The sequence below is a fragment of the Neobacillus sp. YIM B06451 genome, from assembly GCF_032667185.1.
Taxonomy (GTDB): Bacteria; Bacillota; Bacilli; order Bacillales; family Cytobacillaceae; genus Bacillus_D.
In genome coordinates, this window is record NZ_JAVFKJ010000003.1 from 246,406 (window position 1) to 272,130 (window position 25,725).

31 protein-coding genes are annotated in these 25,725 nt (G+C 44.4%); 26 read left to right on the forward strand and 5 right to left on the reverse strand.

Annotated features, from left to right (window positions below):
- Window positions 1–32 precede the first annotated feature (32 nt).
- Complete coding sequence (locus RB160_RS08740) at window positions 33–929, forward strand: 5'-3' exonuclease (RefSeq protein ID WP_316569853.1); 897 nt, start codon at window positions 33–35, stop codon at window positions 927–929.
- A gap of 81 nt (window positions 930–1,010) precedes the next feature.
- On the opposite strand, the gene sspL is transcribed toward RB160_RS08740, so the two are convergent.
- Complete coding sequence (sspL, locus tag RB160_RS08745; RefSeq protein ID WP_053366896.1) at window positions 1,011–1,148, reverse strand: small, acid-soluble spore protein L; 138 nt, start codon at window positions 1,146–1,148, stop codon at window positions 1,011–1,013.
- Window positions 1,149–1,228: 80 nt separating this feature from the next.
- On the opposite strand from sspL, the gene RB160_RS08750 reads away from it, so the two are divergent.
- Window positions 1,229–1,720, forward strand: coding sequence for a divergent PAP2 family protein (locus tag RB160_RS08750; protein ID WP_316569854.1), 492 nt, complete (start codon window positions 1,229–1,231; stop codon window positions 1,718–1,720).
- Window positions 1,721–1,765: 45 nt separating this feature from the next.
- Window positions 1,766–2,035, forward strand: a complete 270-nt coding sequence (locus tag RB160_RS08755; RefSeq protein WP_316569855.1) for a DUF6123 family protein — start codon at window positions 1,766–1,768, stop codon at window positions 2,033–2,035.
- Between the two features lie 16 nt (window positions 2,036–2,051).
- Here the strand turns inward: RB160_RS08755 and RB160_RS08760 are convergent, their stop codons facing one another.
- Window positions 2,052–2,987: a DMT family transporter gene (locus RB160_RS08760; protein ID WP_316569856.1), complete on the reverse strand. Its 936-nt coding sequence runs from the start codon at window positions 2,985–2,987 to the stop codon at window positions 2,052–2,054.
- Window positions 2,980–3,369, reverse strand: coding sequence for a reverse transcriptase-like protein (locus RB160_RS08765; protein ID WP_316569857.1), 390 nt, complete (start codon window positions 3,367–3,369; stop codon window positions 2,980–2,982). Before RB160_RS08765 ends, RB160_RS08760 begins: the two co-directional genes overlap by 8 nt.
- A 175-nt stretch (window positions 3,370–3,544) precedes the next feature.
- On the opposite strand from RB160_RS08765, the gene RB160_RS08770 reads away from it, so the two are divergent.
- On the forward strand, window positions 3,545–4,201 hold the full coding sequence (locus RB160_RS08770) for a reverse transcriptase-like protein (protein WP_316569858.1): 657 nt from the start codon (window positions 3,545–3,547) through the stop codon (window positions 4,199–4,201).
- Window positions 4,202–4,215: 14 nt separating this feature from the next.
- Window positions 4,216–4,428: a zinc-finger domain-containing protein gene (locus RB160_RS08775; RefSeq protein ID WP_316569859.1), complete on the forward strand. Its 213-nt coding sequence runs from the start codon at window positions 4,216–4,218 to the stop codon at window positions 4,426–4,428.
- A 46-nt stretch (window positions 4,429–4,474) separates the two neighbouring features.
- Here RB160_RS08775 and cspD read toward each other — a convergent pair whose 3' ends face one another.
- Window positions 4,475–4,675, reverse strand: a complete 201-nt coding sequence (gene cspD / locus RB160_RS08780) for a cold-shock protein CspD (RefSeq protein WP_043933662.1) — start codon at window positions 4,673–4,675, stop codon at window positions 4,475–4,477.
- 209 nt (window positions 4,676–4,884) lie between these two features.
- Between cspD and RB160_RS08785 the strand changes: the two genes are divergently transcribed.
- From RB160_RS08785 to RB160_RS08855, 15 genes are all read left to right on the forward strand, one after another.
- Window positions 4,885–5,184 (forward strand): hypothetical protein, encoded by a 300-nt coding sequence (locus RB160_RS08785; protein ID WP_316569860.1) that lies wholly within the window; start codon window positions 4,885–4,887, stop codon window positions 5,182–5,184.
- Between the two features lie 109 nt (window positions 5,185–5,293).
- Complete coding sequence (locus RB160_RS08790; RefSeq protein WP_316569861.1) at window positions 5,294–7,480, forward strand: type IA DNA topoisomerase; 2,187 nt, start codon at window positions 5,294–5,296, stop codon at window positions 7,478–7,480.
- A 148-nt stretch (window positions 7,481–7,628) separates the two neighbouring features.
- A complete protein-coding gene (locus tag RB160_RS08795; RefSeq protein WP_396954688.1) occupies window positions 7,629–9,314 on the forward strand; it encodes a formate--tetrahydrofolate ligase in 1,686 nt (561 codons plus the stop codon).
- 299 nt (window positions 9,315–9,613) lie between these two features.
- Window positions 9,614–10,144, forward strand: coding sequence for a hypothetical protein (locus tag RB160_RS08800; protein ID WP_316569863.1), 531 nt, complete (start codon window positions 9,614–9,616; stop codon window positions 10,142–10,144).
- A 24-nt stretch (window positions 10,145–10,168) separates the two neighbouring features.
- A complete protein-coding gene (locus RB160_RS08805) occupies window positions 10,169–10,645 on the forward strand; it encodes a glutathione peroxidase (protein WP_316569864.1) in 477 nt (158 codons plus the stop codon).
- Window positions 10,646–10,733: 88 nt separating this feature from the next.
- Complete coding sequence (locus tag RB160_RS08810; RefSeq protein WP_316569865.1) at window positions 10,734–11,582, forward strand: DegV family protein; 849 nt, start codon at window positions 10,734–10,736, stop codon at window positions 11,580–11,582.
- 165 nt (window positions 11,583–11,747) lie between these two features.
- Window positions 11,748–12,407: an HD domain-containing protein gene (locus tag RB160_RS08815; protein ID WP_316569866.1), complete on the forward strand. Its 660-nt coding sequence runs from the start codon at window positions 11,748–11,750 to the stop codon at window positions 12,405–12,407.
- Window positions 12,407–14,284 carry an ABC-F family ATP-binding cassette domain-containing protein gene (locus RB160_RS08820; protein ID WP_316569867.1) on the forward strand — a complete coding sequence of 626 codons (1,878 nt, stop codon included), beginning with the start codon at window positions 12,407–12,409 and terminating at the stop codon, window positions 14,282–14,284. The genes RB160_RS08815 and RB160_RS08820 overlap by 1 nt, the downstream gene beginning before the upstream one ends.
- Before the next feature lie 189 nt (window positions 14,285–14,473).
- Window positions 14,474–15,607 (forward strand): conserved virulence factor C family protein, encoded by a 1,134-nt coding sequence (locus tag RB160_RS08825; protein WP_316569868.1) that lies wholly within the window; start codon window positions 14,474–14,476, stop codon window positions 15,605–15,607.
- Between the two features lie 140 nt (window positions 15,608–15,747).
- Complete coding sequence (locus tag RB160_RS08830) at window positions 15,748–16,182, forward strand: BrxA/BrxB family bacilliredoxin (RefSeq protein WP_316569869.1); 435 nt, start codon at window positions 15,748–15,750, stop codon at window positions 16,180–16,182.
- A gap of 95 nt (window positions 16,183–16,277) precedes the next feature.
- Entirely contained in the window at window positions 16,278–17,054 is a 777-nt protein-coding gene (locus tag RB160_RS08835; protein ID WP_316569870.1) for a class I SAM-dependent methyltransferase, read from the forward strand.
- A gap of 247 nt (window positions 17,055–17,301) precedes the next feature.
- Window positions 17,302–17,889 (forward strand): YpjP family protein, encoded by a 588-nt coding sequence (locus RB160_RS08840; protein WP_316569871.1) that lies wholly within the window; start codon window positions 17,302–17,304, stop codon window positions 17,887–17,889.
- A gap of 446 nt (window positions 17,890–18,335) precedes the next feature.
- Window positions 18,336–19,040: an anthrax toxin lethal factor-related metalloendopeptidase gene (locus RB160_RS08845; RefSeq protein WP_316569872.1), complete on the forward strand. Its 705-nt coding sequence runs from the start codon at window positions 18,336–18,338 to the stop codon at window positions 19,038–19,040.
- A gap of 49 nt (window positions 19,041–19,089) precedes the next feature.
- Window positions 19,090–19,884, forward strand: a complete 795-nt coding sequence (locus tag RB160_RS08850) for a thymidylate synthase (protein ID WP_316569873.1) — start codon at window positions 19,090–19,092, stop codon at window positions 19,882–19,884.
- Window positions 19,881–20,372 (forward strand): dihydrofolate reductase, encoded by a 492-nt coding sequence (locus RB160_RS08855; RefSeq protein WP_316569874.1) that lies wholly within the window; start codon window positions 19,881–19,883, stop codon window positions 20,370–20,372. The genes RB160_RS08850 and RB160_RS08855 overlap by 4 nt, the downstream gene beginning before the upstream one ends.
- A 72-nt stretch (window positions 20,373–20,444) precedes the next feature.
- Here RB160_RS08855 and RB160_RS08860 read toward each other — a convergent pair whose 3' ends face one another.
- Window positions 20,445–20,684: a hypothetical protein gene (locus RB160_RS08860; protein WP_316569875.1), complete on the reverse strand. Its 240-nt coding sequence runs from the start codon at window positions 20,682–20,684 to the stop codon at window positions 20,445–20,447.
- A gap of 310 nt (window positions 20,685–20,994) precedes the next feature.
- Here RB160_RS08860 and RB160_RS08865 point away from each other — a divergent pair, with 310 nt between their 5' ends.
- From RB160_RS08865 to RB160_RS08890, 6 genes are all read left to right on the forward strand, one after another.
- Complete coding sequence (locus tag RB160_RS08865) at window positions 20,995–21,189, forward strand: twin-arginine translocase TatA/TatE family subunit (protein WP_316569876.1); 195 nt, start codon at window positions 20,995–20,997, stop codon at window positions 21,187–21,189.
- Window positions 21,190–21,366: 177 nt separating this feature from the next.
- Window positions 21,367–22,110 carry a twin-arginine translocase subunit TatC gene (gene tatC / locus RB160_RS08870; RefSeq protein ID WP_316569877.1) on the forward strand — a complete coding sequence of 248 codons (744 nt, stop codon included), beginning with the start codon at window positions 21,367–21,369 and terminating at the stop codon, window positions 22,108–22,110.
- Between the two features lie 692 nt (window positions 22,111–22,802).
- Window positions 22,803–23,492, forward strand: a complete 690-nt coding sequence (tapA, locus tag RB160_RS08875; protein WP_316569878.1) for an amyloid fiber anchoring/assembly protein TapA — start codon at window positions 22,803–22,805, stop codon at window positions 23,490–23,492.
- Window positions 23,485–24,045 carry a signal peptidase I SipW gene (gene sipW / locus RB160_RS08880; RefSeq protein ID WP_316569879.1) on the forward strand — a complete coding sequence of 187 codons (561 nt, stop codon included), beginning with the start codon at window positions 23,485–23,487 and terminating at the stop codon, window positions 24,043–24,045. Before tapA ends, sipW begins: the two co-directional genes overlap by 8 nt.
- Window positions 24,046–24,132: 87 nt before the next feature.
- A complete protein-coding gene (locus tag RB160_RS08885; RefSeq protein WP_316569880.1) occupies window positions 24,133–24,759 on the forward strand; it encodes a TasA family protein in 627 nt (208 codons plus the stop codon).
- Window positions 24,760–24,799: 40 nt separating this feature from the next.
- Entirely contained in the window at window positions 24,800–25,687 is an 888-nt protein-coding gene (locus RB160_RS08890) for a TasA family protein (protein ID WP_316569881.1), read from the forward strand.
- Window positions 25,688–25,725 lie beyond the last annotated feature (38 nt).

Sequence of the window (25,725 nt, forward strand, 5' to 3'; positions counted from 1 at the left end):
ACGGCGCTTGCGCTTTTCTATAGGAGGACAGGATGAATAATAAGGAATCATTAATGCTAATTGACGGGATGGCGCTTTTGTTCAGGGCTTTTTATGCAACGTCAGTGACAGGCCAGTACATGATTAACGCAAAAGGGATGCCGACAAATGCCGTCCACGGTTTTCTTAAACATATGCTCACTGCTGTTTCGGAGTTTTCACCATCCCACCTTGCCGTTTGCTGGGATATGGGAAGCAAAACATTTCGTAATGAACTGCTCGACAGCTACAAGGCGAACAGAGGGGAAGCGCCTGTCGAATTGATTCCTCAATTCGATTTGGCGAAGGAAGTGGTCAGCGCGTTTGACATACCAAACATCGGTCTTGCAGGGTATGAAGCCGATGATTGCATTGGCACGATCGCAAGGCAGGTAGGCGGTTCAATGCCCGTTTCAATCGTGACAGGCGACCGGGACATCCTCCAATTGCTTGAAGACGAAGTAACGGTAATCCTTCTGAAGAAAGGGTATGGTAATTACTTGGTCCACACTCCGGCTTCCTTTTATGACGAATGCGGACTAATTCCAAGGCAAATGATCGATTTGAAGGCGCTAATGGGCGACCCGAGCGATAATTACCCTGGGGTCAGAGGAATTGGTGAAAAAACTGCTTTGAAGCTTTTGAAGGAGCACGGCCATATTGAAGGTATTCTTGAGAACCTTGAAAAGCTGTCCAAGTCCCACAAATCGAAAATTGAACAGGATCTTGAAATGCTTCACTTATCCAGGAAGCTTGCCGAAATCAACTGCAGCGTGCCGATCGAGTGTGATTTGGAAGGCGCCGCTTTTGCACCTGACAGGGAAAAAGTTGAAACGATGCTGGCAGATACCGGATTAAGGGGAATCGCTCGAATGATTCCTTATAAACCAGAAGTTGTTTTTAATTCCTGATAATCAATAATGAAGATTGCCCGTTTCCGGTAAGGAGCGGGCATTTTTTATCCAGCCTCGCGGGCGCTTGCACTTTTCTTATTATCTCCGTGTATTGCTCTTTTTTGCTCTTTCCTCCAGCTTGCTTTTTGGGTCAGGTGTCCTTGTACCATCCTGGCCAAATCCCTGGGGGTTTACGCCTGGGGCTTTTGTCCCCCTGTTGCCATCATTTTTGCTCATTTTGTCACCTCCTGTTTTCTTAGTATCCCCGCAGGGAATAATAAAACACATGTTGTAACTTTAGTGGCGAGGTGAAGGAAATGAACAAAGGAGTAATTGTATCATTATTGAGTATTGGGCTTGCGCAAGGTTTAAAAATTCCTATCCATTATGTAAAAAAGAAGGAGTGGCGGCCAGATCTCTTTTTTCAAACGGGAGGCATGCCAAGTTCACATTCGGCGGGGGTTTCATCCCTGACCACTTTCATTGCGCTAAAAAGAGGAGTTCCGACTGTCGATTTCGCGCTTTCCCTCGTATATGGCCTAATCGTCATGTACGATGCCCAGGGAATCAGGAGGCAAACAGGGGAGCTGACGCTGAAAGTAAATTCGCTGGATGAGCTGATTGATAAAATCCATACTGAAGATTCAACGGTTGAGTTTGAGGAGAAGACGCCAAAAAAACTGAAGGAGATGCTTGGGCACAGGCCCGAAGAAGTTCTCGGAGGAGCGCTTTTGGGAATAATGGCAGGCTACATTGGACATCGTTTGACAAAAAATGATAGCAAAAAATCTGATTTTACAGTACACTAAAAACAGAATATATGTTTGTAAAATCAGGAAGGATGGGTCACAAAGGTGCAAACGGTCGACCTTTACCTGCAGGACTTGAAGGCGAGAGGCTTTCAGCTGCAGGAAGATGCCATTGGATTCATATACTTCGGCAAGCATTATACGAACGCCCCGGATGAGGTGGCGATTGCCGCAATCGAGCTGACGCTTAAAGCGCAGATCGGGTTTGAAGGAAGCTTTTATGTCTCTCTTTTGGAAACGCTTATTGCCAATAAAATCAACTCAAGGCAGGCTGCTCTAGACTTTGTGAAAGACCGGCAGCTTCTCTCCCTTTAAGCGGCAAAAAGCCGGGCTACGCGCCCGGCTTTTCAACGTTAATTTTGATTTTTGCAACCGATTTCTGGCGTGCCGGCAGTTCCGAAATAATCATTCCTGTGAAAATGAACAGGCATCCTGCCAGGGCAGAAATTGTAAGGATGTCCCCTGCCCAATAGTATCCCGCGACTGCCGCAAAAACGGGCTCCATCGCAAAAATGAGTGCGACTCTGGTGGGCGATGTATGTTTCTGGAACGCAGTCTGGATCAAAAAGGCAAGTGCGGTGGCAAAGAGAGACGTCACAACGAGCGCAAGTATTACCTCCTCTGAAAAAATAACATCAGGCTGGAATGCTTTTTGCCAGTCTTCAAAAAATAATGCTGAGATGGAAGAGAGAATTCCGACCGTTGCAATTTGGACAATCGTTAGCGGGAGGAAAGGGTAAAGGCCGCTATATTTTCCAGTAAATAATATATGGAAGGCAAAGCCGATGGCGCAAATGAAAACCAGTCCATCGCCCTTATTTAAGGGTGAAACTCCCGTCATGGTCAATAGGAACAATCCGACGGTCGCGACCAAAACGCCAATAACCGCGTTCCTTCCGGGCTGCTGCTTCATGAGCAGGAACGAGAAGAGCGGAACAAGGACCACGCTAAGTCCGGTGATAAATCCTGCTTTGGATGAAGTTGTATACAGAAGCCCAGCGGTTTGGGTTGCATATCCGACAAAAAGGAACAGTCCGAGAAAAGCTCCGGACAGAAAAAGCCGGGGCGTCAAAAGGGAAAGCTGTTTCCGTTCAAAGATTAGAAGCCAAAGGCCGAGCAGTAGGGCCGCGATCAAGAAACGGACACCATTGAATGATAATGGTTCGAGGAAGCTAATGGCGTTTTGCACCATCACAAAGGTAATCCCCCAAATGAACGTAACAAGCAGCAATACCCCGTCCGCGAGAAAGTGCCGGTTCCTATTCATTTTTCCTGATCCCCAATCTTGCTAATTCATCCGCCACCTTGTTTTCGCTCCCGGGTATCCATTTTATAAAAAACAAATCCAACTGCCTTGTAAGTTCAAGCGCCCTGTCCAGAAGAGGCGCATAGTGTTTATTTTTGGCGAATTCTTTTTCAACGGCATTGTTCACCAGTTCCGAATCGGTCCTGAAGGAAACTGTCCTGTATCCTTTTTCCAGGCAGATTTCCAGTGCCTTGATTAACGCTTGGTATTCCGCTTCGTGATTGGACATGCTGCCAAGCGGCAGGGAGTACTTTTCTGCAGAGCCATGACCTTTGATGAAAATGCCCGCGCCGCTTGGGCCCGGATTTCCCGCGCTGGCGCCATCGATGTATACTTCTATCAATATCCATTCCTCCATTATTGTGCTAAAGTGATTTTATCATAAATCGATAGGGGAAACAGATAAAATTTCAGGATCAGGATGTTTAAGAAGAAGTGAAATGTGTATCATGAAAAGAATGGTTTTTCAATATGAATGGCAAAGATATAGGATACAAAGGAAATACGGAGGGCTTTTTATGAAATACAAACTGGAGTGGGTTTTTACAATAAAGGGAGGCGGGAAGGTCCGATTTTATTCTGACTGGCTTGAAGGGGAGCTTGCCCTCGCTACCGCCGTGGAGCTTGAAAAAACAGGAAAAGCGCATGAACTGGCATTTGAAGATGAAATCGGGACAGAATGGTCAATGAAAGAAATGAGGCGGCTGCTAGAGGAGACTGAAGAGGAGCCTCATGATGTTGTCATTTATTTCGATGGCGGCTTCATGAAAGATACGAATGAGGCCGGGCTTGGCGTTGTCCTATTTTTCAAGCAGGGCAGGAAAAAATTCCGGGTGAGGGCAAATGAACGGATCGGCGAGATGGAAACGAATAACGAAGCGGAATATGCCGCCCTTTACTTCGCGGCGACTCTCCTCGAAGAATATGGTATTAAAAATATCCCATGTGAAATCCGCGGCGACTCTCAGGGGGTCCTGAAACAGCTTGAAGGCGAATGGCCATGCTACGAGGAAGTGCTGAATAGGTGGCTTGACCGGATCGAAAAGAAATTGGAAAGCAGCGGCATCAAGCCGTCCTTTAAGGTAATTTCCCGCTCGGAAAACAAAGAGGCCGACAAGCTAGCCAGCCAAGCGCTTGACGGGAAAAGAATACATGCGAAAACACAGTTGCTTTAGGAAGGAGGCTGCTGATGGAAAAGGAAGCGATTGTCAGGAAGCAGCTTCTTGAGGAAATAAATTACCTCATACAATGCTATTGCGATGGCTGCTTTTTGTACAGACAAAATGTTCTTGATTCGGGGAAGCGAAAATCCCATAAGTTTTGTATTAGCGAGTGTACGGTTGGCGGGCAGATAAGGGAGTTGGGCTGCAGGCTTCAAGGTAACCCGGTTGAAGAAAAATAAAAGGCTGGCGCAATGCCAGCCTGAAAAGTCGCTTTTTGAATAGCAATTAAAGTTTTACTACGTTAGCAGCTTGTGGCCCACGGTTTCCTTCAACGATTTCAAAAGAAACTTCCTGGCCTTCTTCAAGAGATTTAAAGCCATCGCCCTGGATTGCTGAGAAATGGACGAATACGTCTTCTCCACCTTCTACTTCGATGAATCCATAACCCTTTTCGTTGTTGAACCATTTAACTTTGCCGTTTTGCATATTACCTTTTCCTCCTAAAACCTTGCAGGCATCCTTTGATGCCCGAGTTGAATATTATCATGAAGCAGATGCGGCAGGTATTTCCTGTATTAGTCTGAACCATGATGCATTAAATATACACGAAAAACAGAGGACAGTCAAGGAATGAAAGCGCTATTAATGGCAGAAATGCCATTTTTCCAAACAGCCTGTTCATAAAGGAACGATTTATGCCATACCCTTTACTATCCAAAAAGAAAAAGGGTGAGGGCATGTACAGGCTGGAAAAAGGCAATAAGGAAATGATACTTAGGTTTTCGCGAAAGGCGGTCTGCTCGGAAGCTGATTGCGAGGAAATTTGCCGGATGCTCTTAGAAAGCACTGTGGATATAAGGAAAATCACCGGGATAGGGTGCGGTATTTTATTCCATGAACGACTCGGGGCAGTGGTCATTGAAGCAGAGCCGTTTCCATCACTTCTATTGACTGTTCGGTCCGTCATCCCGAAACATGCCTGGTTCCATGATTGAAAAATTGTTGCTTCATTAGGGTCTCTCCATTATTGCCGCTGATTGAGCAGGAGCGGGCAATAGGATAAAATGGAGGTATCTCCCGTTTTTAAGATTGGTGGTTAGAACTGTGAAGAAAGTAATTATTTCCGAAAAGCCATCCGTGGCAAAAAACATCGCGGATGCGCTTAAAATAAAAGGAAAAAAGGATGGCTATTATGAAGGTGACGGCTATATTATCACCTGGGCGTTCGGCCATCTCCTCCAGCTTTACGACGCGAAGGATTATGTTGCAAAAATGGCAAGGTGGAATATGGACAATTTTCCGTTCATTCCTGAACAATTTAAATACAAGGTGAAAAGCGACCCGAAGAACAGGGATAAAGAAGACTTTGGCGCGAAAAACCAGCTAAAGATTATCCACAGCCTAATTCGGAGAGATGATGTGGACGGAATCATTTCGGCGTGCGACTACGACCGGGAGGGCCAGCTGATTGGCGACAGCATCATTTACAACAGCAGGACAGGAAAGCAAGTTTACAGGCTGCTTTTAAATGAATGGACACCGGCAGAAGTACTAAAAGGCCTTGGCTCGCTTAGGCCGAATTCTGAACTAAGGCCTCTTCAGGATGCGGGAGTCAGCAGGCAATGGGCTGACTGGGTGATTGGAATCAACCTGACATCTGCAGCAACGCTCAAATATCAAAAAGGTTCCGGAAAAGCGCTGAATATCGGCAGGGTTTTGCTGCCTACTTTGAAAATCATTTATGACAGAGATATGGAAATCGAACGGTTTGTACCGGAAACATATTTCAAACTGACCGCGCTTTTTAAAACAGAACGAAATGAACAATACGAAGGTACCTACCAGGCAGGCGGGGAGGAGAAGTTCAAGGACCAGTCTGAACTGGAAGCGGTCCGTACTTCTCTTGTAGGCCATACGGGAATGATCGCCGATAAGAAGGTTGAGAAAAAGCGTGAGCTCCCGCCGTACCTTTTCAATCTATCAAACTTGCAAGGTTATATTACGAGCAAATATAAGGGCTGGACGTCCGATAAGGTTTTGAAGGTGGCTCAGTCGCTTTACGAAAAGAAATACATTACCTATCCTCGAACAGCAAGCTCGGTCCTTGAGGAATCCCTTGCCGGAAAAGCAGCTAAAGTATTGGATATTCTAAAAGAAAATCTGCCTTATAAGAATGAGGTCGTTTTTACTAAATCGAGGCGTGTGTTCGATTCCTCTAGAGTTGAAAGCCACAGTGCCATAATGCCGACGTACCTTATACCGAAATCACTAACATCGGATGAAGCGATTGTTTATAACGCGATCAAAAATCGCTTCATTATGCAGTTTATGCCCGCAGCAGAATACGAGGAAACGAGAATCACAACCTCGGTGCCCGGCGCTGGCTTGAAAGGAGAGTTTGTGTCCAAGGGAAGGATCGAGCTTGTGGAAGGATGGAAAAAGGTTGAGAAGATCGATTCGAAGGAAACAGTTCTGCCCAATGTCCAGTTGAATGATCAGGTACAAATCGCGGATACCGACCTTTCATCCCATGTAACGAAGCCGCCAAAGCATCATACCGAAAGAACGTTGCTAAGGGTCATGGAGACGTGCGGAAAAGGACATGAGGAGGAAGACAGTGAAGAAATGATGGAAGCCATCCTAGCAGGCTACAGCATCGGTACTCCTGCAACAAGGGCGGAAACAATCAAGAAGCTGAAGGATATCGGCTACATAGAGGCCCAAAATAAAAACCTGGTTACTACAAGCCTTGGCAGGCGCCTTGTGGAAACCTTTCCGGTTAGGGAACTATTTGACCTGGAATTCACCGGAAGGCTTGAAAAAACGCTGTCCGACATTGAAAAGAGGAAAGTGAAAAAGGAAGATTTCCTTGAAATGATTTTTGGTTTTACCTCCGAATCGGTCGAAAGGATTAAATCAGGAGATTCTGTCATCCTTCAGGAGGTAACAAGGACTAGGAAGACTGCCGAAGTGCTTGGCAAATGTCCCGAATGCGGTACAGGAAGTATCATTGAAGGGCAAAAAGGGTTTGGCTGCAGCAATTGGAAGAGCGGCTGCAAGTTCGTTGTTTGGAAGAATGATAAGTTCCTTGCAACTTTTAAAAAGAAGCCTACAGCAACGATGGTGAAAAGCCTCTTAAAAAACGGCTCAGCAAATGTGAAAGGGCTGAAAAGCAAGAAAGGTTCCAAATTCGATGCGATCCTCCGTTATGAAAAAGACGTTGAAAAGGGTTATTATTCTTGGAAAATGGAATTTGATAACAAGCCAAAACAACCAAGAAAAGCCAAATAAAATTCAAGGGGTAGGGGTTTCCTGCTCCTTTTTTGTTGTACAGGCTAAGAAAATAATAATACGGATAAAAATCACTCACTTCCGGCGTTGGATTTGTTACAATAGAGTGGCAGTTGACAAATTCAATCAGTGAATGCGGGGGATTTTTTTGGAAAAGACGAAGTACAAATCCGATATTGAAATTGCACAGGAATCAAAAATGATGCCCATTACGGAAGTTGCCGCCAAAATCGGGCTTTCAGGGGACGACCTCGAAATGTACGGAAAGTACAAGGCAAAGCTTTCCACTGACGCATTGAAAAAACTGAAAACGAAGGAAAGCGGGAAAATCATCCTTGTAACCGCTATCAATCCAACTCCAGCCGGGGAAGGGAAGTCAACAGTTACCGTCGGCCTTGGCGATGCTTTTAACCGAATTGGAAAAAAGGCGATGATTGCGATGCGCGAACCATCCCTTGGACCGACAATGGGCATCAAAGGCGGCGCGGCGGGTGGCGGCTATGCCCAAGTATTGCCTATGGAAGACATCAATCTTCATTTCACTGGGGACCTGCATGCGATTACGACAGCAAACAACGCCCTGGCGGCTTTAATAGACAACCATCTTCAACAGGGGAATGAGCTTCGGATCGACCAGAGAAGGATTGTTTGGAAACGCGCGGTTGATTTAAATGACCGTGCTTTAAGAAAGGTGATTATCGGGCTCGGTGGACCTGTGCAGGGTGTACCGCGTGAAGACGGGTTCGATATTACAGTAGCCTCTGAAATCATGGCCGTCCTTTGCCTAGCGACCGATATGGCCGACCTGAAGAGAAGGCTTTCTCGGATGGTTGTCGCGTACAATGATAAAAAAGAGCCTGTGACAGCCGGAGACCTAGGCGTTGAGGGGGCGCTAGCACTGCTTTTGAAAGATGCAATCAGGCCAAACCTTGTCCAGACAATCGAGCACACGCCTGCAATGGTCCATGGCGGCCCATTTGCCAACATCGCACACGGGTGTAACTCTGTTATTGCGACGACAGCCGCGTCAAAGCTGGCTGATTACGTTATTACAGAGGCCGGATTTGGGGCAGACCTCGGAGCGGAGAAATTCCTGCATATTAAATGCCGCAGCGCCGAAATCCGACCGGAAGCAGTTGTCATCGTGGCCACAATCCGCGCGCTTAAGATGCACGGAGGAGTACCGAAGACCGAGCTAGGAAAAGAAAACATTGCGGCGCTTACACTCGGATTCGCTAACCTGAAGAAACATATCGACACAATCAAAGAATTTGGCTTGCCGCCTGTCATCGCGATCAACCGTTTTGTGACCGATTCAGAAGAAGAAGTAAAAACATTGCTTGAATGGTGTGCGAAGGAAAACGTCCCTGCTGCTTTGACCGAAGTATGGGAAAAAGGCGGAGAGGGCGGAATCGACCTTGCCAATAAAGTTCTTAAGGCTATTGAGTCAAACGAAAACAATTTCCAGCCGCTTTACGATCTTTCCGACTCAATTGACGAGAAGGTCAGGACAATCGTCCAGAAAGTATATGGCGGAAAAGATGTCGAGTTTTCATCCAAAGCGAAAAAGCAGCTTGAAGAATTTGAAAAACTTGGCTGGTCCAACCTGCCTGTCTGCATGGCGAAAACACAGTATTCCTTGTCCGACAACCCGGCACTCATCGGAAAGCCATCCGGGTTCACGGTCACGGTCAGGGAATTTAAGCCTTCAATTGGCGCCGGTTTTATCGTAGCGCTTACGGGCGAAGTCATGACCATGCCTGGCCTTCCTAAAAAACCTGCCGCCATGAATATGGATGTTGATGATAAAGGGAATGCGGTTGGCCTATTCTAACTGTTCGATAGCTTTTGTTCCAGGGAGGCTCCTTAATCGGGCCTCCTTTTCAGTTGTCTAGAAAATGTTAAAATGGAACCTTGGGGACAACTCGAAATAAGGTATTGTAATCCAGCTCCAGCGCCTAGCCCCTCGAGGTCATAAGCCGGTTCCCTCCGGAGGGCGGGCCCGTCCTGCGGGCCCCGTCTTATGCTGGTCGGGGCTGACCAAGGCGCTTGCGCATTTTGTTCTTTGAATTCAAAATGTGGATTTCAAATGCCGGGAATGGGTAATCCTTTTGAAAAAGGGAGGTACAGAAATTGTTCGATCCAACAGCGTTTGATAATATGAAAGTAATCATCGAAGGAGCCATTTATGACCTTGATTTCGCGGGAGAAATCAAGGTAACGGACAGGAAGGATTTCATTGACCTCGCTAGGCTTTCAAGAATGTTCTCCCTTTCGTTTGAAGTCGCGGGCGCACAGGGAATTGAAGCGGAGCTAAAGCTTTCTGCCGGTCTTGAAAACCTGGCTTCCGAACTGTTGCCATCAGCCGGCCGAGGGCTTGAAGGGTGTGAATTATTCTTGTTTTTCAAGGCGAATCATAAAAACATCCCATCCTTATACAGGATGATTGATGCCTATGTAAATTCAGTTTGGGGCCTTGAACGGAAGATTTCCCAATCAGTAAGCTGGGATCCTCTTTTCGAAAAAGAAGATGTCAGGAATGAGATTACAGTTGATTTCAACAGGCTAGTAACCGAAGCCCAACTCGAAGAACTCAAGGACATCCCGGTTTACATGGTAGAAACGGCCAAAGGGTTGTATTCGATTATTTTTACAAAGGAATAACTTTTGCGGGGAGGATGGGAGTGCATGTCCATTTACGAGTTCAATGCCCGATTGATTAACGGCGAAGACATTCCGTTAAGCCGTTTTGAAGGAAAAGTCGTGCTGGTCGTCAATACCGCAAGTAAATGCGGCTTTACACCGCAATACGCCGAATTACAGGAATTGTATGAAACATACAAAGAACGTGGATTCACGGTACTAGGATTTCCGTGTAACCAGTTCATGAATCAAGAGCCGGGAAGCGAGGAGGAAATTGCGTCGTTCTGCAAACTGAATTACGGTGTGGCGTTTCCGATGTTCGCCAAGGTCGATGTTAACGGTGATGGTGCGCATCCGCTCTTTGTGTATCTTGCAAACGAGGCGCCTGGCATTATGGGAAGCAAACGAATCAAATGGAATTTTACAAAATTTCTTATCGGCAGGGACGGCAAACCTGTGAAACGATTCGCCCCTAATGACAAGCCGGGGGAACTGGCAAAAGATATTGAAAATCTCCTCTGAGGCCTATGACTTTTCTGAAAATTAATACTATAATAAGAGCAAACATAGAGTACAAAAGTTGCTTCCACAAAGAAAAGGGGGATATTATTTGAAAAAGACTGCCTGGGTTACAGACAGCACGGCTTTTCTCGATGAAGAATTAAGAAACAATCCTGATTTGTACACGATTCCGCTGTCGGTCATTCTTGATGGCGAAGAATTCAAAGACGGAATTGACCTTACAGCCGACGAGCTTTATGCGAAACTGCGCGAACTCAAGACACCGCCAAAAACTTCCCAGCCATCGGTCGGGGCTTTCAAGGAACTTTACGACAAACTGGCGGAAGATTACGACCAAATCATTGCCGTGCTCCTTTCTTCTAAGCTGAGTGGCACGGTTTCCTCTAGTGAACAAGCGGCCCAGCTGGTCGAGATACCTGTCACTACCATTGATTCGAAGATCCTTGCTTTCCCATTATCCGCCCTTCTTAAAAAAGGGATTGAGCTTGAACGTGCCGGTAAAACCGTCGAGGAAATCACGCGGGAGCTTGAGAAGCACCGCGACGAGAATGAAACGTACGTTCTGATTGGCAGCCTCGAACAGCTCCACAGGAGTGGGCGAATGAGCGGCCTCCAGTTTTTCCTCGGCAGCATGCTTAGCATCAGGCCTGTCATTTCCATTGAGAACGGCGGACTGGAAACAAAAGAGAAGGTGCGCAATACAAAAAAGGCGAAGGAAAAAATTGAAGGCTATTTGAAAGCCGCATATGAAAAGCATCAGTTTAAAGAGGTATATATTTTATATGGACTTCACGAGGACAAGGCACTTGAATGGCAAATGGAACTTGAGCCGAAGTTCCCGAACCTCGCATTCAGGCGCTGCCCATTGGGAGCCACAATAGGCGTCCATGCCGGCGAAAACACCCTCGGCATCAGCTGGTACCATAACATAGACTAAAGTGCCAATTTGGCGCTTTTTTCTTTTGCATAAATACGAACAGTGCCAGGCACCACCCGAATTTTGTCGAATGTATTTCGGCCATCTTGAAGGGATGACGAATCGTAGCCTGGATGTTAGGAAGTAAGGTTCACCCGGATGTTCTTTTCATGGTAAAATAGCAGGATGAAGGGGAGTGCGGTTGTGGAAAAAGTGATAGCTGAAATAGAACGGTATGTGAAAAAGGAAATGGGTGAGGACCCGACCGGCCATGATTGGCACCATGTGGACCGGGTCAGGAAGAACGCTCTGATAATCGCCGATGGGGAAGCGGCTGGCGATAGGAATATTATTGAAATGGCCGCGCTCCTCCACGATATACCGGATGAAAAACTGAATGATTCAGCAGAAGCTGGGCGGAGAAAGCTCGATGGCTTCCTTGAGTCGCTAGGCTTGGATGAGACGTCCAAACAGAAAATCAACGATATCGTCTATTCGATTTCTTTTAAAGGCGGAAACGGCGAAACGCTTCCGTCCATTGAAGCAAAAATTGTTCAGGACGCCGACCGCCTCGATGCGATTGGCGCCATCGGCATTGCTCGCGCTTTTGCGTTTGGCGGAAAAAAGGGCCAGCAAATCCATGCACCGAATCTTGGAATCCGGGAGAATATGACGCTTGATGAATACAGAAATGGAAAATCCTCAAGCATTAACCATTTTTACGAAAAGCTTTTAAAATTAAAAGGCTTGATGAATACAGAAACAGCTATAAAAATGGCTGAGGAACGGCAGGTTTTTATGAAGGCCTTCCTCACCCAATTTGAAAGAGAGTGGGATTGCTTGTAATGAAAATGCTGACTGTGGAAAACCTCTCGAAAACATATGGGGAAAAGAAATTATTTAACGGCATTACTTTTACAATCGGGGAAAAAGAGAAGATTGGGCTGATTGGCATAAATGGAACAGGTAAATCGTCCCTGTTGAAAATCATTGCTGGCGTGGATGATTCTGATTCCGGGGATATAACCGCGGCCAAGGACTACAGAATTGCCTATCTTGATCAGCAACCAGATCTTGACCCTGAACTGACTGTCCTCGAACAGGTATACCATGGAGATGCACCGGTTGTCAGGACAATGAGGAGTTACGAAGAATGCCTTGCCAGGCTTGAAGCTTCTCCCGAGGACGCTCGGATTCAGGAGGAGCTGTTCGCGTTACAAAAGGAAATGGATACCGTTAACGGCTGGGATGCAAGTACAACCGCGAAAACGATTTTAACAAAGCTTGGGGTTGAAGGTTTTTCGAAAAAAATTGGCGAACTGTCCGGTGGGCAAAAGAAGAGGGTCGCGCTTGCAGGGGTCCTAATCGAAGCACCGGATTTGCTGATTCTTGACGAGCCAACGAACCATCTTGATTTCAGCTCGGTCAAATGGCTTGAGGATTACTTGAAAAGCTACAATGGATCTGTCCTGCTCGTGACCCACGACAGGTATTTCCTTGACCGGGTCACAAACCGGATCATGGAACTGGACGGTGGTAATTTGTACACATACAAAGGGAATTATGCAAGCTTTCTTGAGGCAAAAGCAATCCGTGAGGAAAACGAGGCGGCAACCCTTGAGAAGAAGAAAAACCTTTTCAGGCGCGAGCTAGAATGGATTCGCAGGGGGGCGCAGGCCAGGTCAACGAAGCAAAAGGCCCGGATTGACCGGTTTGAAAAGCTTGAGGACTCAATTTCCGGCAAACGGAGCAGTGAAAAAGTCGATATTTCTTTGAGTGGAAGCCGGCTCGGGAAGCAAGTGTTCGAGCTTAAGGATGCGAGCAAATCGTTTGGCGGTACTGTTATTCTCGATCGCTTCAATTTGCTTGTAAAACCGGGTGACAGGCTTGGCATCATCGGTCGTAACGGTACCGGAAAATCAACATTATTGAACATTTTAGCTAAAAGAATCCCTCTTGACAGCGGGGAGTATGAAATGGGCCAGACGGTGAAAATCGGTTATTATACCCAGGAAAACGAAGACATGGACGAAAGCCTGAGGATGATTGAATACATCAAGGAAACGGCCCAGGTCATCGAAACGACTGATGGCAAAACGATTTCGGCTTCCCAGATGCTTGAACGGTTCTTGTTTCCCCCGGCATCGCACGGAACACCGATTCGAAAGCTTTCCGGCGGTGAAAAGCGCAGGTTGTATTTGCTGAAAATCCTGATGGATGCACCGAACGTCCTGTTGTTGGATGAACCGACAAACGATTTGGACACACAGACTCTGACAGTCCTTGAAGACTATCTGGATGATTTTCCGGGAGTCGTCATTACTGTGTCGCATGACAGGTATTTCCTTGATAAAATAGCCGAACAGCTTCTTATTTTACAAGGCGGAGGGAAAGTTGACTCCTATTACGGCAATTATTCGGAGTATCTCGAGCAGGAAACGGAAAAAGCAGAGGCTGCCGTAAAGCCTGTGGCAGAACAGCCTGTCAGGGTAAAGGAAAAGAAGAAAAAGATGACCTACCAGGAACAAAAGGAATGGGAAACGATTGACGATAAAATCGCCTCCATTGAAGCGAGGCTGGAAGAGATTGCAGCTGAAATGGCAACAACAGGCAGTAATTTCGAACTTGCGCACAATCTAATGAAGGAAGAGACGGAACTGAACGAAGAACTTGAGCGGTTGATAGAGCGCTGGTCCTATCTTTCGGAAATTGCGGAGGGGTAATTTTAATTAAGCGTAAGGCTTCCAAGCGGATGATGACAGTTTGGAGAGTGTAAGCCAGTCGAAACTGTCTTCATCGATTCCCTCGCCGTTTTGATCTAGAGCGAATGTGTGGTTTTTACTATATAAAAAGTAATTACGATAAATGAAATAGAAAAGCCATTATGTTACAGTAAAGGTGAGGTGAACATAGTGAGAATCATATCGATTGAACCGACCCCGAGTCCGAATACAATGAAGATCAATCTTGACCAGGAATTGCCGATGGGCAAGAGCCATAATTATAAAAAAGAAAATCAGGAGGGAGCCCCTCCGGTAATAAAAAAAGTGCTTGAAATTGAAGGGATTAAAGGTGTCTACCATGTCGCCGACTTCATCGCGGTTGAGCGGAACGCGAAGTACGACTGGAAGGACCTTCTCGCGAAAGTACGGGAAGCATTTGGAGAATCCGCGCAAAATGAAGGTGTTGCAAGCCCTGAAGCCTCCAATTTCGGGGAAATCCATGTGCAGGTACAAATGTTCAAGGATATTCCCCTCCAGGTAAAATTGACGGATGGGAACGAGGAAAGGCGTTTTGGCATGCCGGCCAACTTCCTCGCCGCTAGGGAAAAAGCCCAGCTTGATAGCGAAAATTACATACTGCTCCGAAAATGGCAGGATTTTGGCGTCCGCTACGGGGATTTTGATCAAATCGGCAATGAGGTTGTTGAAGAATTGACGGCCGCCTATCCCGAAACGCGGCTTGAAGAACTTGTTAAAGCAGCTCAGGCCGGCGTTTCCTCTATTCAAGCGAGGGAGCCGCGGCAGCGACATAAAATTACCGCTGCAGATCTTGAAAATCCTGACTGGAGGGTCCGTTACCAGAAGCTTGAACAAATGCCTGATCCAGAGCTGGAGGACTTGCCGCTACTTGAAAAAGCCCTCAAGGATGAGAAACCTTCAATCAGGAGGCTGGCGACTGTCTATCTTGGAATGATTGAGGATAAAGCCGTACTTCCTCTCCTTTATAGAGCATTAAAGGATAAGACGGTAACGGTTAGAAGAACCGCTGGCGACTGTTTATCCGACCTTGGCTTTGCTGAAGCTACACCCGCAATGGCAGAAGCGCTAAAAGATCCGAGCAAGCTCGTTCGCTGGCGCGCGGCGATGTTCCTTTATGAAGTCGGGGATGAATCCTCCCTCGAATCCCTTAAGGAATCATCGGACGATTCGGAATTTGAGGTTGCCATGCAGGCGAAAATGGCGATCGCAAGGATTGAAGGCGGCGAAGAAGCGAAGGGCTCTGTTTGGAAGCAAATGACCGAGGCCCGAAAAGCCAATTTGTAGCTTAAATACGCGATAAAGGAATCAAGGAAATAATGCAATAATCAATTCTCGCCTATCATGTTTTGAAAGCAAGGATTTTGGAATAGGAATAAAAATGTAGTATGCTTACGATTAGAATTAGTAATGGGAGGGATTTTATTATGTCAATGGCATATGAAGAATATATGAGGCAAATGGTCCAGCCGATGCGTGAAGAGTTGACCAATGCCGGTTTTAAAGAACTTAAGACTCCTGAAGAAGTTGAAGAGTTCATTAAGGATTCAAAAGGCACATCCCTCGTTGTCGTCAACTCCGTTTGTGGATGTGCCGCTGGACTAGCGCGCCCAGCCGTAACCCAGTCAGTTTTGAACAGCGAAAAGAAACCTGACCACCTTGTAACCGTTTTTGCCGGCCAGGATAAGGATGCAACCGCAAAGATGCGTGAATACTTTGGCGGAATCGAGCCGTCATCGCCATCAATCGCGTTGTTGAAGGACGGGGAAGTGGTTCATTTTATCCCAAGGCATGACATTGAAGGGAATACGATGGAAGGCGTTATGGAAAACCTATTGTCAGCTTTCGAAGCAAACTGCTAAAAGGATGCCCAAGGGCGTCCTTTTTTCACTGAGGAACATTTTAAAAATTTCCCAAAGTAGAGGCTACTTTTTTCCACAAAGAAAGGAATTCACATATGTTTGTAACAACTGCCGGCAGGGTGACTGGAACAATGATAAGCAGCGCAAGGTCTGTCGCCGAAGATCTCTCCATTCCGTATATCCCTCGTAAAAAGAAGTCCATAACCCAATTGCAAAAAGAAAAGGGCAGTGGCTGCATTGTAGCAGGGAATGAGAGCATCAAACTTTTTGCGTATGGCGAAGAAGAGCCTTTCTTTTTCCATCCTTCGTCCGCGATGTTCAGGGTGAAGCGGCTGATTGATGGCGGACACGACCCATTGATCGAGGCGGCTGCCTTGCAGGAAGGGAATTCTTTCCTTGACTGCACGCTCGGCCTGGCATCGGACTCCATTGTAGCCAGCCTTGTTGTTGGGGAGAGCGGCATGGTGACGGGGACAGAAGGGAATAAATATCTCGGGTATATTGTAAAAAAAGGCCTGCACACTTGGCATTCCGATGTAGATGAGTTGAATGCCGCCATGAAAAGGGTTCAGGTTGTCCAAAGCGAGGCACTTTCTTATTTAAAAACACAGCCGGATCAATCTGTTGATTGCGTCTATTTCGACCCGATGTTTGAAGTAAGCATCGACGAATCGGTAGGAATCAAGGCGCTCCGCCATTTCGCGCTGCATGGGGGGATTGGCGGCGAGGAAATCAAGGAAGCACTAAGGGTTGCGAGGAAAAGGGTTGTTTTAAAAGATCATTACCTAAGCCCAAGATTTGAAGAATTCGGCTTTACTGCAATCAGGAGAAAAACCGCTAAGTTCCATTTTGGCTATATTGAGAAAAACTGAAAGCCGGCCAGGGAGCCGGCTTTCAATTTTTTAATCCGCGATTGCCAAGTAAACGAAATATCCGAGCATGAGCAGGCAGCCAGCTCCAACTACCCATTCCATCCCATCACATCCCTATTTTTAATTTTCCATACTATATTCTATTTTTCCCAATAAAAAACTTTAAAACCAGGTTAGCCATTCATCACCAAAAAAGAGTATAATAGATTTAACATAAATAAAACGTTTTCGAAAGGGGGTTGGGAATATGAATAAATGGCTTAGGAAGTCGTTCGTCGTCATGGTTTCCTTGCTGACGTTCGGCCTTATTACGCCAACCCAGCCTGGTGTATTGGACCGCGTCAAGGCCGACAACGAAGCTTCAGAACGGGAGCAGGCCAAGACAGAACCGATTCTTGCGGAGAGCGTACAATCCGAAGAAGTCGCGGAGAGGGACCAATTTATAGAGAACATGGTCAAGCTTGCCGAAGAACGTTCCTATGAAAAATTCGGTTCGAAAATAAAGCCTATCATTGAAAATGAATTCAGGGAAATCATCCTTCCTAATATCGAAAAAGCGATTGCCGAAACGGCGACCCAATTCCCGGATGAAGACCTAGCCAGCCTGGCAATCTCAGAGCAGCCGGGGGCCGGACACTCCGAAAAGATTTTTAACATTAAAAACAGCCAGACCGGAAAGGACGTCATCCGCTTCCATGTCAGACGGGACAACCCGCCTCAGTCAGGCTACTGGTTCAACTTTCATTACCATATCTTCAATGACAACTTCCAAGAGCACCATAACCTTGGCAGCATTTACTGGGACAAAAACACCCCTCCGAAATGGATGGCATAGTTTATACTAACGATATGTTGGAAAGCCTGGCGGAATGCCGGGCTTTTTTGCTTTTATAAAAATTATCGTCGGTTAAAAATTAATTTTTCTGCGATTATGATTAAACTTGGATAATAGCAGACTATTAAAGACCGCTTCAACGTAAAATTAATTGGAATATCAACTCTTTACGGATAAAACAGAAAAAACTCCGGGAATCGCTAGCAGAGTGCTAGCAAAGTTTTCATTTATTATAAATTGACAAAGGATAAAAAGCGCGAGTAAAAGTACTTGGTAAATTTCAATAACGAAGAATTCGCGATAGAAAGTCCCAGGAAAATCTGTTCAGGCAGCTTAAGCAACATCTAACCCCCTTGAAATTACCAATAAAACCCACCTGCGACCTTTCCCTAGCCATGCTATAATTCTGATAGATTACCAGAATCCAATGCGGGGAAGATGCTCTTTTGAAAAAATTGTTGTATGCAACGTTATCGTTTTTCTTTTTCCTGTCATTCCTTACAACGTCAAAGGCAGCGCCGGATGGTGTTGCATTAAAAGATTTACAGAATAATCAGCGTCTAATGGAGCTCATAAAAGGCGAGGATGCGAACCGCCTGGTAGGGGAGATAATCCTTTTTCCAAGGGAGCCTTTTAATTTAGAACAGTCTGCTGAAATTATTAACACGATCACCAGCCTGCCCGAGTCGCTTTTGAAAAAAATACATCAGGCTGGTATTGTTATCAGGCTTTTTAACGGGAAGCTGACCGACAATCCGAGTGCCCAGCACCTAAAGGGAGTTATTCCGAGAGGTTACACAAACGAAATGACATGGGATGATGTTCCGGGAATAGGCGGGTCGAAGGTCGTCCTCGTCAAAATCGGCGCGAGCAGCAGGGGGAACGGCCATGGTTCAATCAATCTTGAACTCCATGAGCTGGCTCATTCCGTAGACAAACTTGTATTTCATAATCTATCAAAACGTGAACCTTTCAAGTCGGTTTGGGAAAAGGAGAGAGCCAGCCTTTTTCCGGGAAGGGACTATTTCCTCACATACTCCGAAGAATACTTTGCCGAAGCTTTTGCATTATACTACTACAGCGATGATACAAACTTCCTATTGAAAGATAAAGCTCCATTAACATACGATATAATAAAAGGCCTGGATTGATGATTCCAGGCCTTTTCTGTTACAATCTATGAAAGATGGAGGGGTTCTGATGAAACAATATTTGGAGCTATGCCGCCATGTCCTTGAAAATGGCACTGAAAAAGGCGACAGGACCGGGACAGGCACGATTAGCACATTTGGATATCAAATGAGATTTGATTTGAGTGAAGGGTTTCCACTTATCACTACGAAAAAGCTGCATTTAAGATCGATTATCCATGAGCTGCTTTGGTTTTTAAACGGGGATACGAATGTACGTTACCTGCAGGAAAATGGCGTCAGGATTTGGAACGAGTGGGCGGATGAGAATGGCGAACTCGGGCCAGTTTACGGAAAGCAATGGCGTTCATGGCAAGGAGCGGATGGAAAGGTTGTTGACCAAATAACCGAGCTGATTGATCAAATCAAAACGAACCCGGATTCTAGGCGGCTTATAGTGAATGCCTGGAATGTTGCCGAGATTGACAAGATGGCGCTCGCACCGTGCCACTGCATGTTCCAATTTTATGTTGCGGACGGCAAATTGTCGTGCCAGCTGTACCAGCGTTCCGCGGATCTGTTCCTTGGCGTCCCGTTCAACATAGCCTCTTACGCGCTTTTGACACTAATGATTGCCCAGGTTTGCGATTTGGAGCCGGGTGAATTCGTCCATACATTCGGGGATGTACATATTTACAAAAATCATATCCAACAGGTTAAGGAGCAGCTTGGCCGGGAGCCGAGGAAGCTTCCGAAAATGGCTATCAATCCAGAAGCGAAAGACATTTTTTCGTTTAAATTTGAGGATTTCGTCCTCGAAGGATACGACCCGCATCCTCACATTAAAGGGGTTGTGAGCGTATGATTTCATTTATTTGGGCGATGGACAAAAACAGAGTGATTGGCAACGAAAATAAGCTCCCATGGCACCTGCCGGAGGATTTGAAGTTTTTCAAAAGGTCGACAATGGGCCATCCGATTGCGATGGGCAGGAAAACGTTTGAATCAATTGGCCGGCCTTTACCGGGAAGAGAAAATATCATTATCACAAGAAACCCTGACTTCTCCGCGGATGGCTGTACCGTCATGGATTCGATAGATGAGTTTGTCGGCTATAGCAAAAAAAAGGATGAAGAATGCTTTGTCATTGGCGGGGCGGAAATTTTCAAGGAAATGTTTCCATTCGCAGACAAGCTTTACATAACACTTATTCATGATGAATTTCCTGGCGACACCTTTTTTCCGGAATTTAGCCTTGATGAGTGGGAATTGCTTTCTTTTGAAAAAGGCCTAAAGGATGAGAAAAATCCTTATGATTACGAATTTCGGATTTATGCAAGGAAAGGACAATAGCGCTTTAATACTCTATTTGAGAAGCCAAATAAGTGAAAAACATCAGCCAACAGAGCTGATGTTTTTCGTTCTTTACCCTAGATAGCCGGCCTGTTCGTATTCCGTAAGCTTTCCCATCATGCTTCGAAAATCCTCTGGCTTAAGGAATTCCTCTTCCTGAAGGTGCGCCCTGATCCACCTGATCAGTTCAAAAGGGGTGTTGAAATAGACCCCGCTTGTGTCACTCTTCCGGACCATGTACCGCCCATTGTCATCGTCGATCGTCACTTCAACTGGCAGGACGCATTCATAGCTATCAAGCGAAAATTCCATGCTGTACACTCCCTTCCTTTAGGATTAATTTGGCGCATGGTTTTAATTAGTATATGTAAAAGCGGTCAATGAAATTAAACAAGAATCGTGAATATCCAAAAATTTTCTAAAAATTATTATCCGGGTAATTCGATTGACTATCTTACCGGATATTGTTAAATTGGAACATGCAGGGCAAGGCCTAAAATATTGACGGGTTTACTTTCCCATTTGTGAATTTCTAATGAATTTTAACCGAAAAAGGCCCATAACCTTTAATTAAGTACTATAATCATAGTAGATTTATTTTATTGAAAGGAATGTTTCCTACATGTTAAACAATATTGGAGTTCCTGGTTTAATCCTTATCCTTGTCCTAGCATTAATCATCTTTGGCCCTAAAAAACTTCCGGAAATAGGCCGTGCATTCGGCCAGACGCTACGTGAATTCAAAAAGTCGACCCGCGAATTGACAAGCGATGTCATGGACGAATTTGAAGAAGAGAAGAAAAAAGCTACAAAATAAAGCGGATGTGGTACTTATACTGAATCATCCGACCAATTATAGCAAGACAATCGAGGGTTCACGGCCTTGCTCCTGAAATGCTGAGCAACGGGAGGAACCCTTTTCTAATAGTGGATTGCGCCTGCCCATGATAATGCAGGCCCTATGTTGTTCACAACTTAGGACAGGGAGAATCATATGGAAGATAAAGAATTAAATGTAGTTGACCATCTTGATGAACTGAGAAAAAGGATTATCATTTCGGCTGTCGCATTTGTGGCCTTTTTTATTGTAGGCTTTGTGTATGTGGAGGACATTTATAATTGGTTTGTCCGCGACCTTGACGTAAAGCTGATCGTCCTTGGCCCTAGTGACATCGTCTGGATTTATTTTACCCTTGCATCTTTAATCGCGATTGCCGGGACGATTCCTGTCCTTGCCACGCAGATATGGCTTTTTGTAAAACCAGCCCTAAAGCCGGTCGAAAGAAAAATTTCACTTTCCTATATTCCGGCATTATTCTTCCTTTTCATTGCCGGTCTTGCTTTCGGCTATTTCGTCATTTTTCCGAATGTACTTTCCTTTCTCGTGGAACTCAGCGGGGACATGCTTGTCACGAACTTTACAGCAGAGAAGTACTTCCGATTTGTCCTGAACATGACGCTCCCATTCGGAGTCTTGTTTGAACTTCCGGCGGTCGTTATGTTCCTGACATCACTAGGCATTTTGAATCCTTATGTATTAACAAAAATTCGCAAGTATGCGTATTTCATCCTGATCATCATCGCGATTATCATTACGCCGCCGGATCCTGTTTCGGATTTCCTTGTTATCATTCCGTTGCTTTTGTTATACGAAATCTCGGTCAACCTTTCAAAATTCGTATACAAAAAGAGGCTCAAGAGAATGGAACAGGAAGAAGCGGAATTTGCTTCTGAATAAGTTTTACCCCGGGCAACCTCCCCGGGGTTTTTTATTGCAAAAAATTAACCCCCGAATGCGGCAAGCATCGGGGGTTTCACTCTTTACTATTATAATTTATGCTCTTCCTCATTGATCAATAGGCTCTCCCTCCTCTAGATTTGGTGCTTCACAAATTTCCTGAACTCTACGAAGTCCTCCTTTCTCATTCTTTCTTTTAGAGCAGTTAACACCATATCCGCCCATTCATTATCCAGATCAATTTCCTCTTTTTCGACAGAATGTTCTTTTGTAAGTAATCCTTCAACAGAAGTTCCAAGTGTATTTGCTCTTCGCTTAGGACCTTAAGCGAGGGGTTGTTATGCAACCCCCTTTCAATCTGGCTTAAATTTGACTTGGATTCTAAGGTGCTTTGCCAGCTTACAAATGGAATACCCCTTTTGAATCCTAAGTTCCTTAATTCTTATCCAATCATTCTGATCGGTCATCTTTTATGTACCGACTATAAATCCCTTATACAGAACGATAGATTCACTATAAAATACAAAATATTGAGATAAATGAAGAAAAACAAAGGAAACTAGCAATTTTTGTTCGTTTTATAGAATAATTGAAGAATTTTAGAGTTTTGTTTGTTCGCTAACTTGGACTATACTCAACCTATGGGTTCTATTTAGAGAACATTATTCCGCAAATCACATTTGATGATTGAGGTGAGAAAGATTCGATATTCAAGAGTTGCTAAATTTAAAAAGAGGTCAGGAATTCTTTCAATAGGAATATTTAACTTAATGATATGGTATATCTTTATTTTCACCAGTATTAACCTAGTATCTGAAACCAATGCAAGTTTAAATGACATTGAGGAAGTAACTGGCTCTCTCACGGTTAATATTCCTCATTCTACTGAAGAAGATTGGGATAAAAGCTCACTAAATTTTGATGGGGCAACTACTACAGGTACTTGTGGAAAGATATCTACTACAATAAATACCAATGATAATCCAATGCTCTTTTCAATTTGGGTGTTTGATGTTTATAAAATGAAAAGTGGAAATACCCCTGACGGAGAGTCTTTAGATTCAGGAACAGTCCCGTTTATGAAAGCAAATAGCAGCACTATTATATCCTCTGAGAATATTGTAGAAAATGGAATTTATAAATTTAGAATAAGAAGACCTTTAGGACACCCAGGTAAGAGTGATCCGGATGGCTACTCCTACTTTTGGAGTGATCCTATTGAAGTTAATGATTGCAAAACTACGAATCAAACAATTGAAACATTTAATGATGATAGAGGGAACCAAGTCGTACCTTCCACCCAAGAAGATAGTGATACCGAGACAAACTCCCTAATACCAACACCAAATACAGAAATAAAAAAGGATGAAGATGATGAATAAAGGATTAAAAATTATCGGAAACATTTTATACTCCATCGTTTTTCTCGTCTTGGCGCTAATGATAATTATGGTGCTTTCATCTAGATTAACAGGCGGTGAACCGCAGTTATTTGGTTATCAGTTTAAAACTGTTTTATCTGGATCAATGGAGCCTGCATTTAAGACAGGATCTCTAATAGTTGTAAAAAAAATAAATAAAAATGAAAAACTCGTTAGGGGGGACGTAATAACTTTCATTGTTAATGAAACCAGTGTCGTAACTCATAGGATTAATGATGTCCTAATTAAGGGGAACACTGTGTTTTATCAAACCAAAGGGGATAATAACAAGCAAGTAGATATGGATCTCGTGCCCAGAGAAAACGTAGTAGCAAAATACTCTTCGATTACGATTCCCTATGTAGGTTACTTTTTGAAGAGTGCTAGTTCAAAAATGGGTACTGCACTTCTGATGATTATACCTGGGATTCTCCTATTACTTTATTCTGCGTGGACTGTACGCCTTGCTATAAAAGAGATTGAAGTGAAAATGAAGGAAAAAACTATAACTTGATATACGTGCATTACTAGGAAGGTAGGATCCTGCTAAGGGTTTACATATTAATACCCAATTGGGTGAGAATAATAAGGAGGAATAATAATGAGTATTAAAAAGAAGATGAGCATGGGTATCATGGCCGGCGCACTAGGTATTTCCCTAATTGGTGGGGGAACATGGGCTGCATTCAACGATGTAGAAGAAATTAGTAATTCATTTGCCAGCGGAACTCTGGACTTAACAACTAATGTTACTACCCTATTTGATATTAGCAACCTAAAGCCTGGTGATTCATTTTCTAGGGATTTAGTATTAGGGAATAAAGGTTCGTTAGCGATCAATGATATTTTGATGACAACAACCGTTGATGGCTGGGAAGATAAGACAGATTCAAGATTAGCTGGCGGTGGTGTCAATACTCTGGATGAATTTTTAAGTCAATTTGAAGTAATAATTAAACGTGATAGTACAGAGATTTTTAAAGGAACTCTTAAAGGGCTAAAAGACCAGCCGGCTAATAAAGAAGTTTCTGGAACAGATGAGAAAACGGCAGCTTTAGCTCCAAATGCAACTTCTACCTATAACTTTTATGTGAAATTTATAGATGATCAGACTTATGAAAGCAATAGCAGATTCCTAGTGCAAAATAAATACCAGGGCGAGGGAGCCACGGTTAAGTTAATGTTTGAAGCTACTCAAATGAAAGGCGAAATAAGAAGTAACAACTAACATTCCTTTATTTTAAAAAGTGCTTGAGGAGGATAAAATAATGAGTTTTAAAAAACGCTTAACTTTAGGGGCTTTATCTGCCACACTTGGTCTTTCCTTACTTGTTGGCGGTACTTGGGCAGCTTTTAACGATATCGAAAATCTAAATGGAAAGGTAGCAGCAGGAACTTTTAGTTTAAATCTCCAAGACGCAGCTGATAAAGGTCCAAAGAGTTTTACAATCTCTAATTTAAAGCCTGGGGATAAAATGACTCGTACAATTAAGTTAGTGAACGACGGGACTATAGCTATTAAGGATGTACTACTTTCCATTGAAAATGTAAATTTCATCGACTACGTTCCAACCGAAGGACAAGCTGGATTTGGGGATACGGATGTTTATGGTGAGAACAATGTTTTACAATATTTAGATCAATTTAAAGTAACAGTAGTAAATGTTGGGGCAGAAGGAGGTTCAGGCTGGCCAATTGATATTATTGGAAAAGACGGGGAAGAGGGTCCTGCAATTACATTAAAGGATCTTTACGTTCAAACAGCTAAAACGAAGCCAGCAGATGCCAGTAATGGAGATATTACTAGTGCAGAGAATAAATTCAAAAACACTCAATTTGTAAGAGAAGGCTATTTTATTGACGGTCGCCTAAATGTAGCTCCACTTGCAAAAGATTATAAGACCAAAGAAGAGAAAGATAAGTATGCTGGGGTTCCGGCAACAGCACCTGGTAATTGGCATGAGGTTCAAATAACTATAGAGTTCAAAGATGAAGATAAAAAGGATTCTAGGGGTGTATACGAACAAAATAAATTCCAAGGTGATAAAGCTGATGTGAAGTTCACATTTGAAGCAAGGCAGTGGGATGGTCAGGTAGTAACTGAAGATGGTCCTGTAGAATCGAATAAAAAACCGAATAACGGCAAAGGGTTTTAATAATAGATAAAAATAGAAGGTGAGACCATCCTCGCCTT

What these genes read in the sequence shown, in the direction of transcription:
- RB160_RS08740 (WP_316569853.1), top strand. Translation starts at nt 33, where the DNA reads ATGAATAATAAGGAATCATTAATGCTAATTGACGGGATGGCGCTTTTG.
- sspL (WP_053366896.1), bottom strand. Translation starts at nt 1,148, where the DNA reads ATGAGCAAAAATGATGGCAACAGGGGGACAAAAGCCCCAGGCGTAAAC.
- RB160_RS08750 (WP_316569854.1), top strand. Translation starts at nt 1,229, where the DNA reads ATGAACAAAGGAGTAATTGTATCATTATTGAGTATTGGGCTTGCGCAA.
- RB160_RS08760 (WP_316569856.1), bottom strand. Translation starts at nt 2,987, where the DNA reads ATGAATAGGAACCGGCACTTTCTCGCGGACGGGGTATTGCTGCTTGTT.
- RB160_RS08770 (WP_316569858.1), top strand. Translation starts at nt 3,545, where the DNA reads ATGAAATACAAACTGGAGTGGGTTTTTACAATAAAGGGAGGCGGGAAG.
- RB160_RS08775 (WP_316569859.1), top strand. Translation starts at nt 4,216, where the DNA reads ATGGAAAAGGAAGCGATTGTCAGGAAGCAGCTTCTTGAGGAAATAAAT.
- cspD (WP_043933662.1), bottom strand. Translation starts at nt 4,675, where the DNA reads ATGCAAAACGGCAAAGTTAAATGGTTCAACAACGAAAAGGGTTATGGA.
- RB160_RS08785 (WP_316569860.1), top strand. Translation starts at nt 4,885, where the DNA reads ATGCCATACCCTTTACTATCCAAAAAGAAAAAGGGTGAGGGCATGTAC.
- RB160_RS08805 (WP_316569864.1), top strand. Translation starts at nt 10,169, where the DNA reads ATGTCCATTTACGAGTTCAATGCCCGATTGATTAACGGCGAAGACATT.
- RB160_RS08815 (WP_316569866.1), top strand. Translation starts at nt 11,748, where the DNA reads ATGAAGGGGAGTGCGGTTGTGGAAAAAGTGATAGCTGAAATAGAACGG.
- RB160_RS08820 (WP_316569867.1), top strand. Translation starts at nt 12,407, where the DNA reads ATGAAAATGCTGACTGTGGAAAACCTCTCGAAAACATATGGGGAAAAG.
- RB160_RS08830 (WP_316569869.1), top strand. Translation starts at nt 15,748, where the DNA reads ATGTCAATGGCATATGAAGAATATATGAGGCAAATGGTCCAGCCGATG.
- RB160_RS08835 (WP_316569870.1), top strand. Translation starts at nt 16,278, where the DNA reads ATGTTTGTAACAACTGCCGGCAGGGTGACTGGAACAATGATAAGCAGC.
- RB160_RS08840 (WP_316569871.1), top strand. Translation starts at nt 17,302, where the DNA reads ATGAATAAATGGCTTAGGAAGTCGTTCGTCGTCATGGTTTCCTTGCTG.
- RB160_RS08850 (WP_316569873.1), top strand. Translation starts at nt 19,090, where the DNA reads ATGAAACAATATTTGGAGCTATGCCGCCATGTCCTTGAAAATGGCACT.
- RB160_RS08855 (WP_316569874.1), top strand. Translation starts at nt 19,881, where the DNA reads ATGATTTCATTTATTTGGGCGATGGACAAAAACAGAGTGATTGGCAAC.
- RB160_RS08860 (WP_316569875.1), bottom strand. Translation starts at nt 20,684, where the DNA reads ATGGAATTTTCGCTTGATAGCTATGAATGCGTCCTGCCAGTTGAAGTG.
- RB160_RS08865 (WP_316569876.1), top strand. Translation starts at nt 20,995, where the DNA reads ATGTTAAACAATATTGGAGTTCCTGGTTTAATCCTTATCCTTGTCCTA.
- tatC (WP_316569877.1), top strand. Translation starts at nt 21,367, where the DNA reads ATGGAAGATAAAGAATTAAATGTAGTTGACCATCTTGATGAACTGAGA.
- sipW (WP_316569879.1), top strand. Translation starts at nt 23,485, where the DNA reads ATGAATAAAGGATTAAAAATTATCGGAAACATTTTATACTCCATCGTT.
- RB160_RS08885 (WP_316569880.1), top strand. Translation starts at nt 24,133, where the DNA reads ATGAGTATTAAAAAGAAGATGAGCATGGGTATCATGGCCGGCGCACTA.
- RB160_RS08890 (WP_316569881.1), top strand. Translation starts at nt 24,800, where the DNA reads ATGAGTTTTAAAAAACGCTTAACTTTAGGGGCTTTATCTGCCACACTT.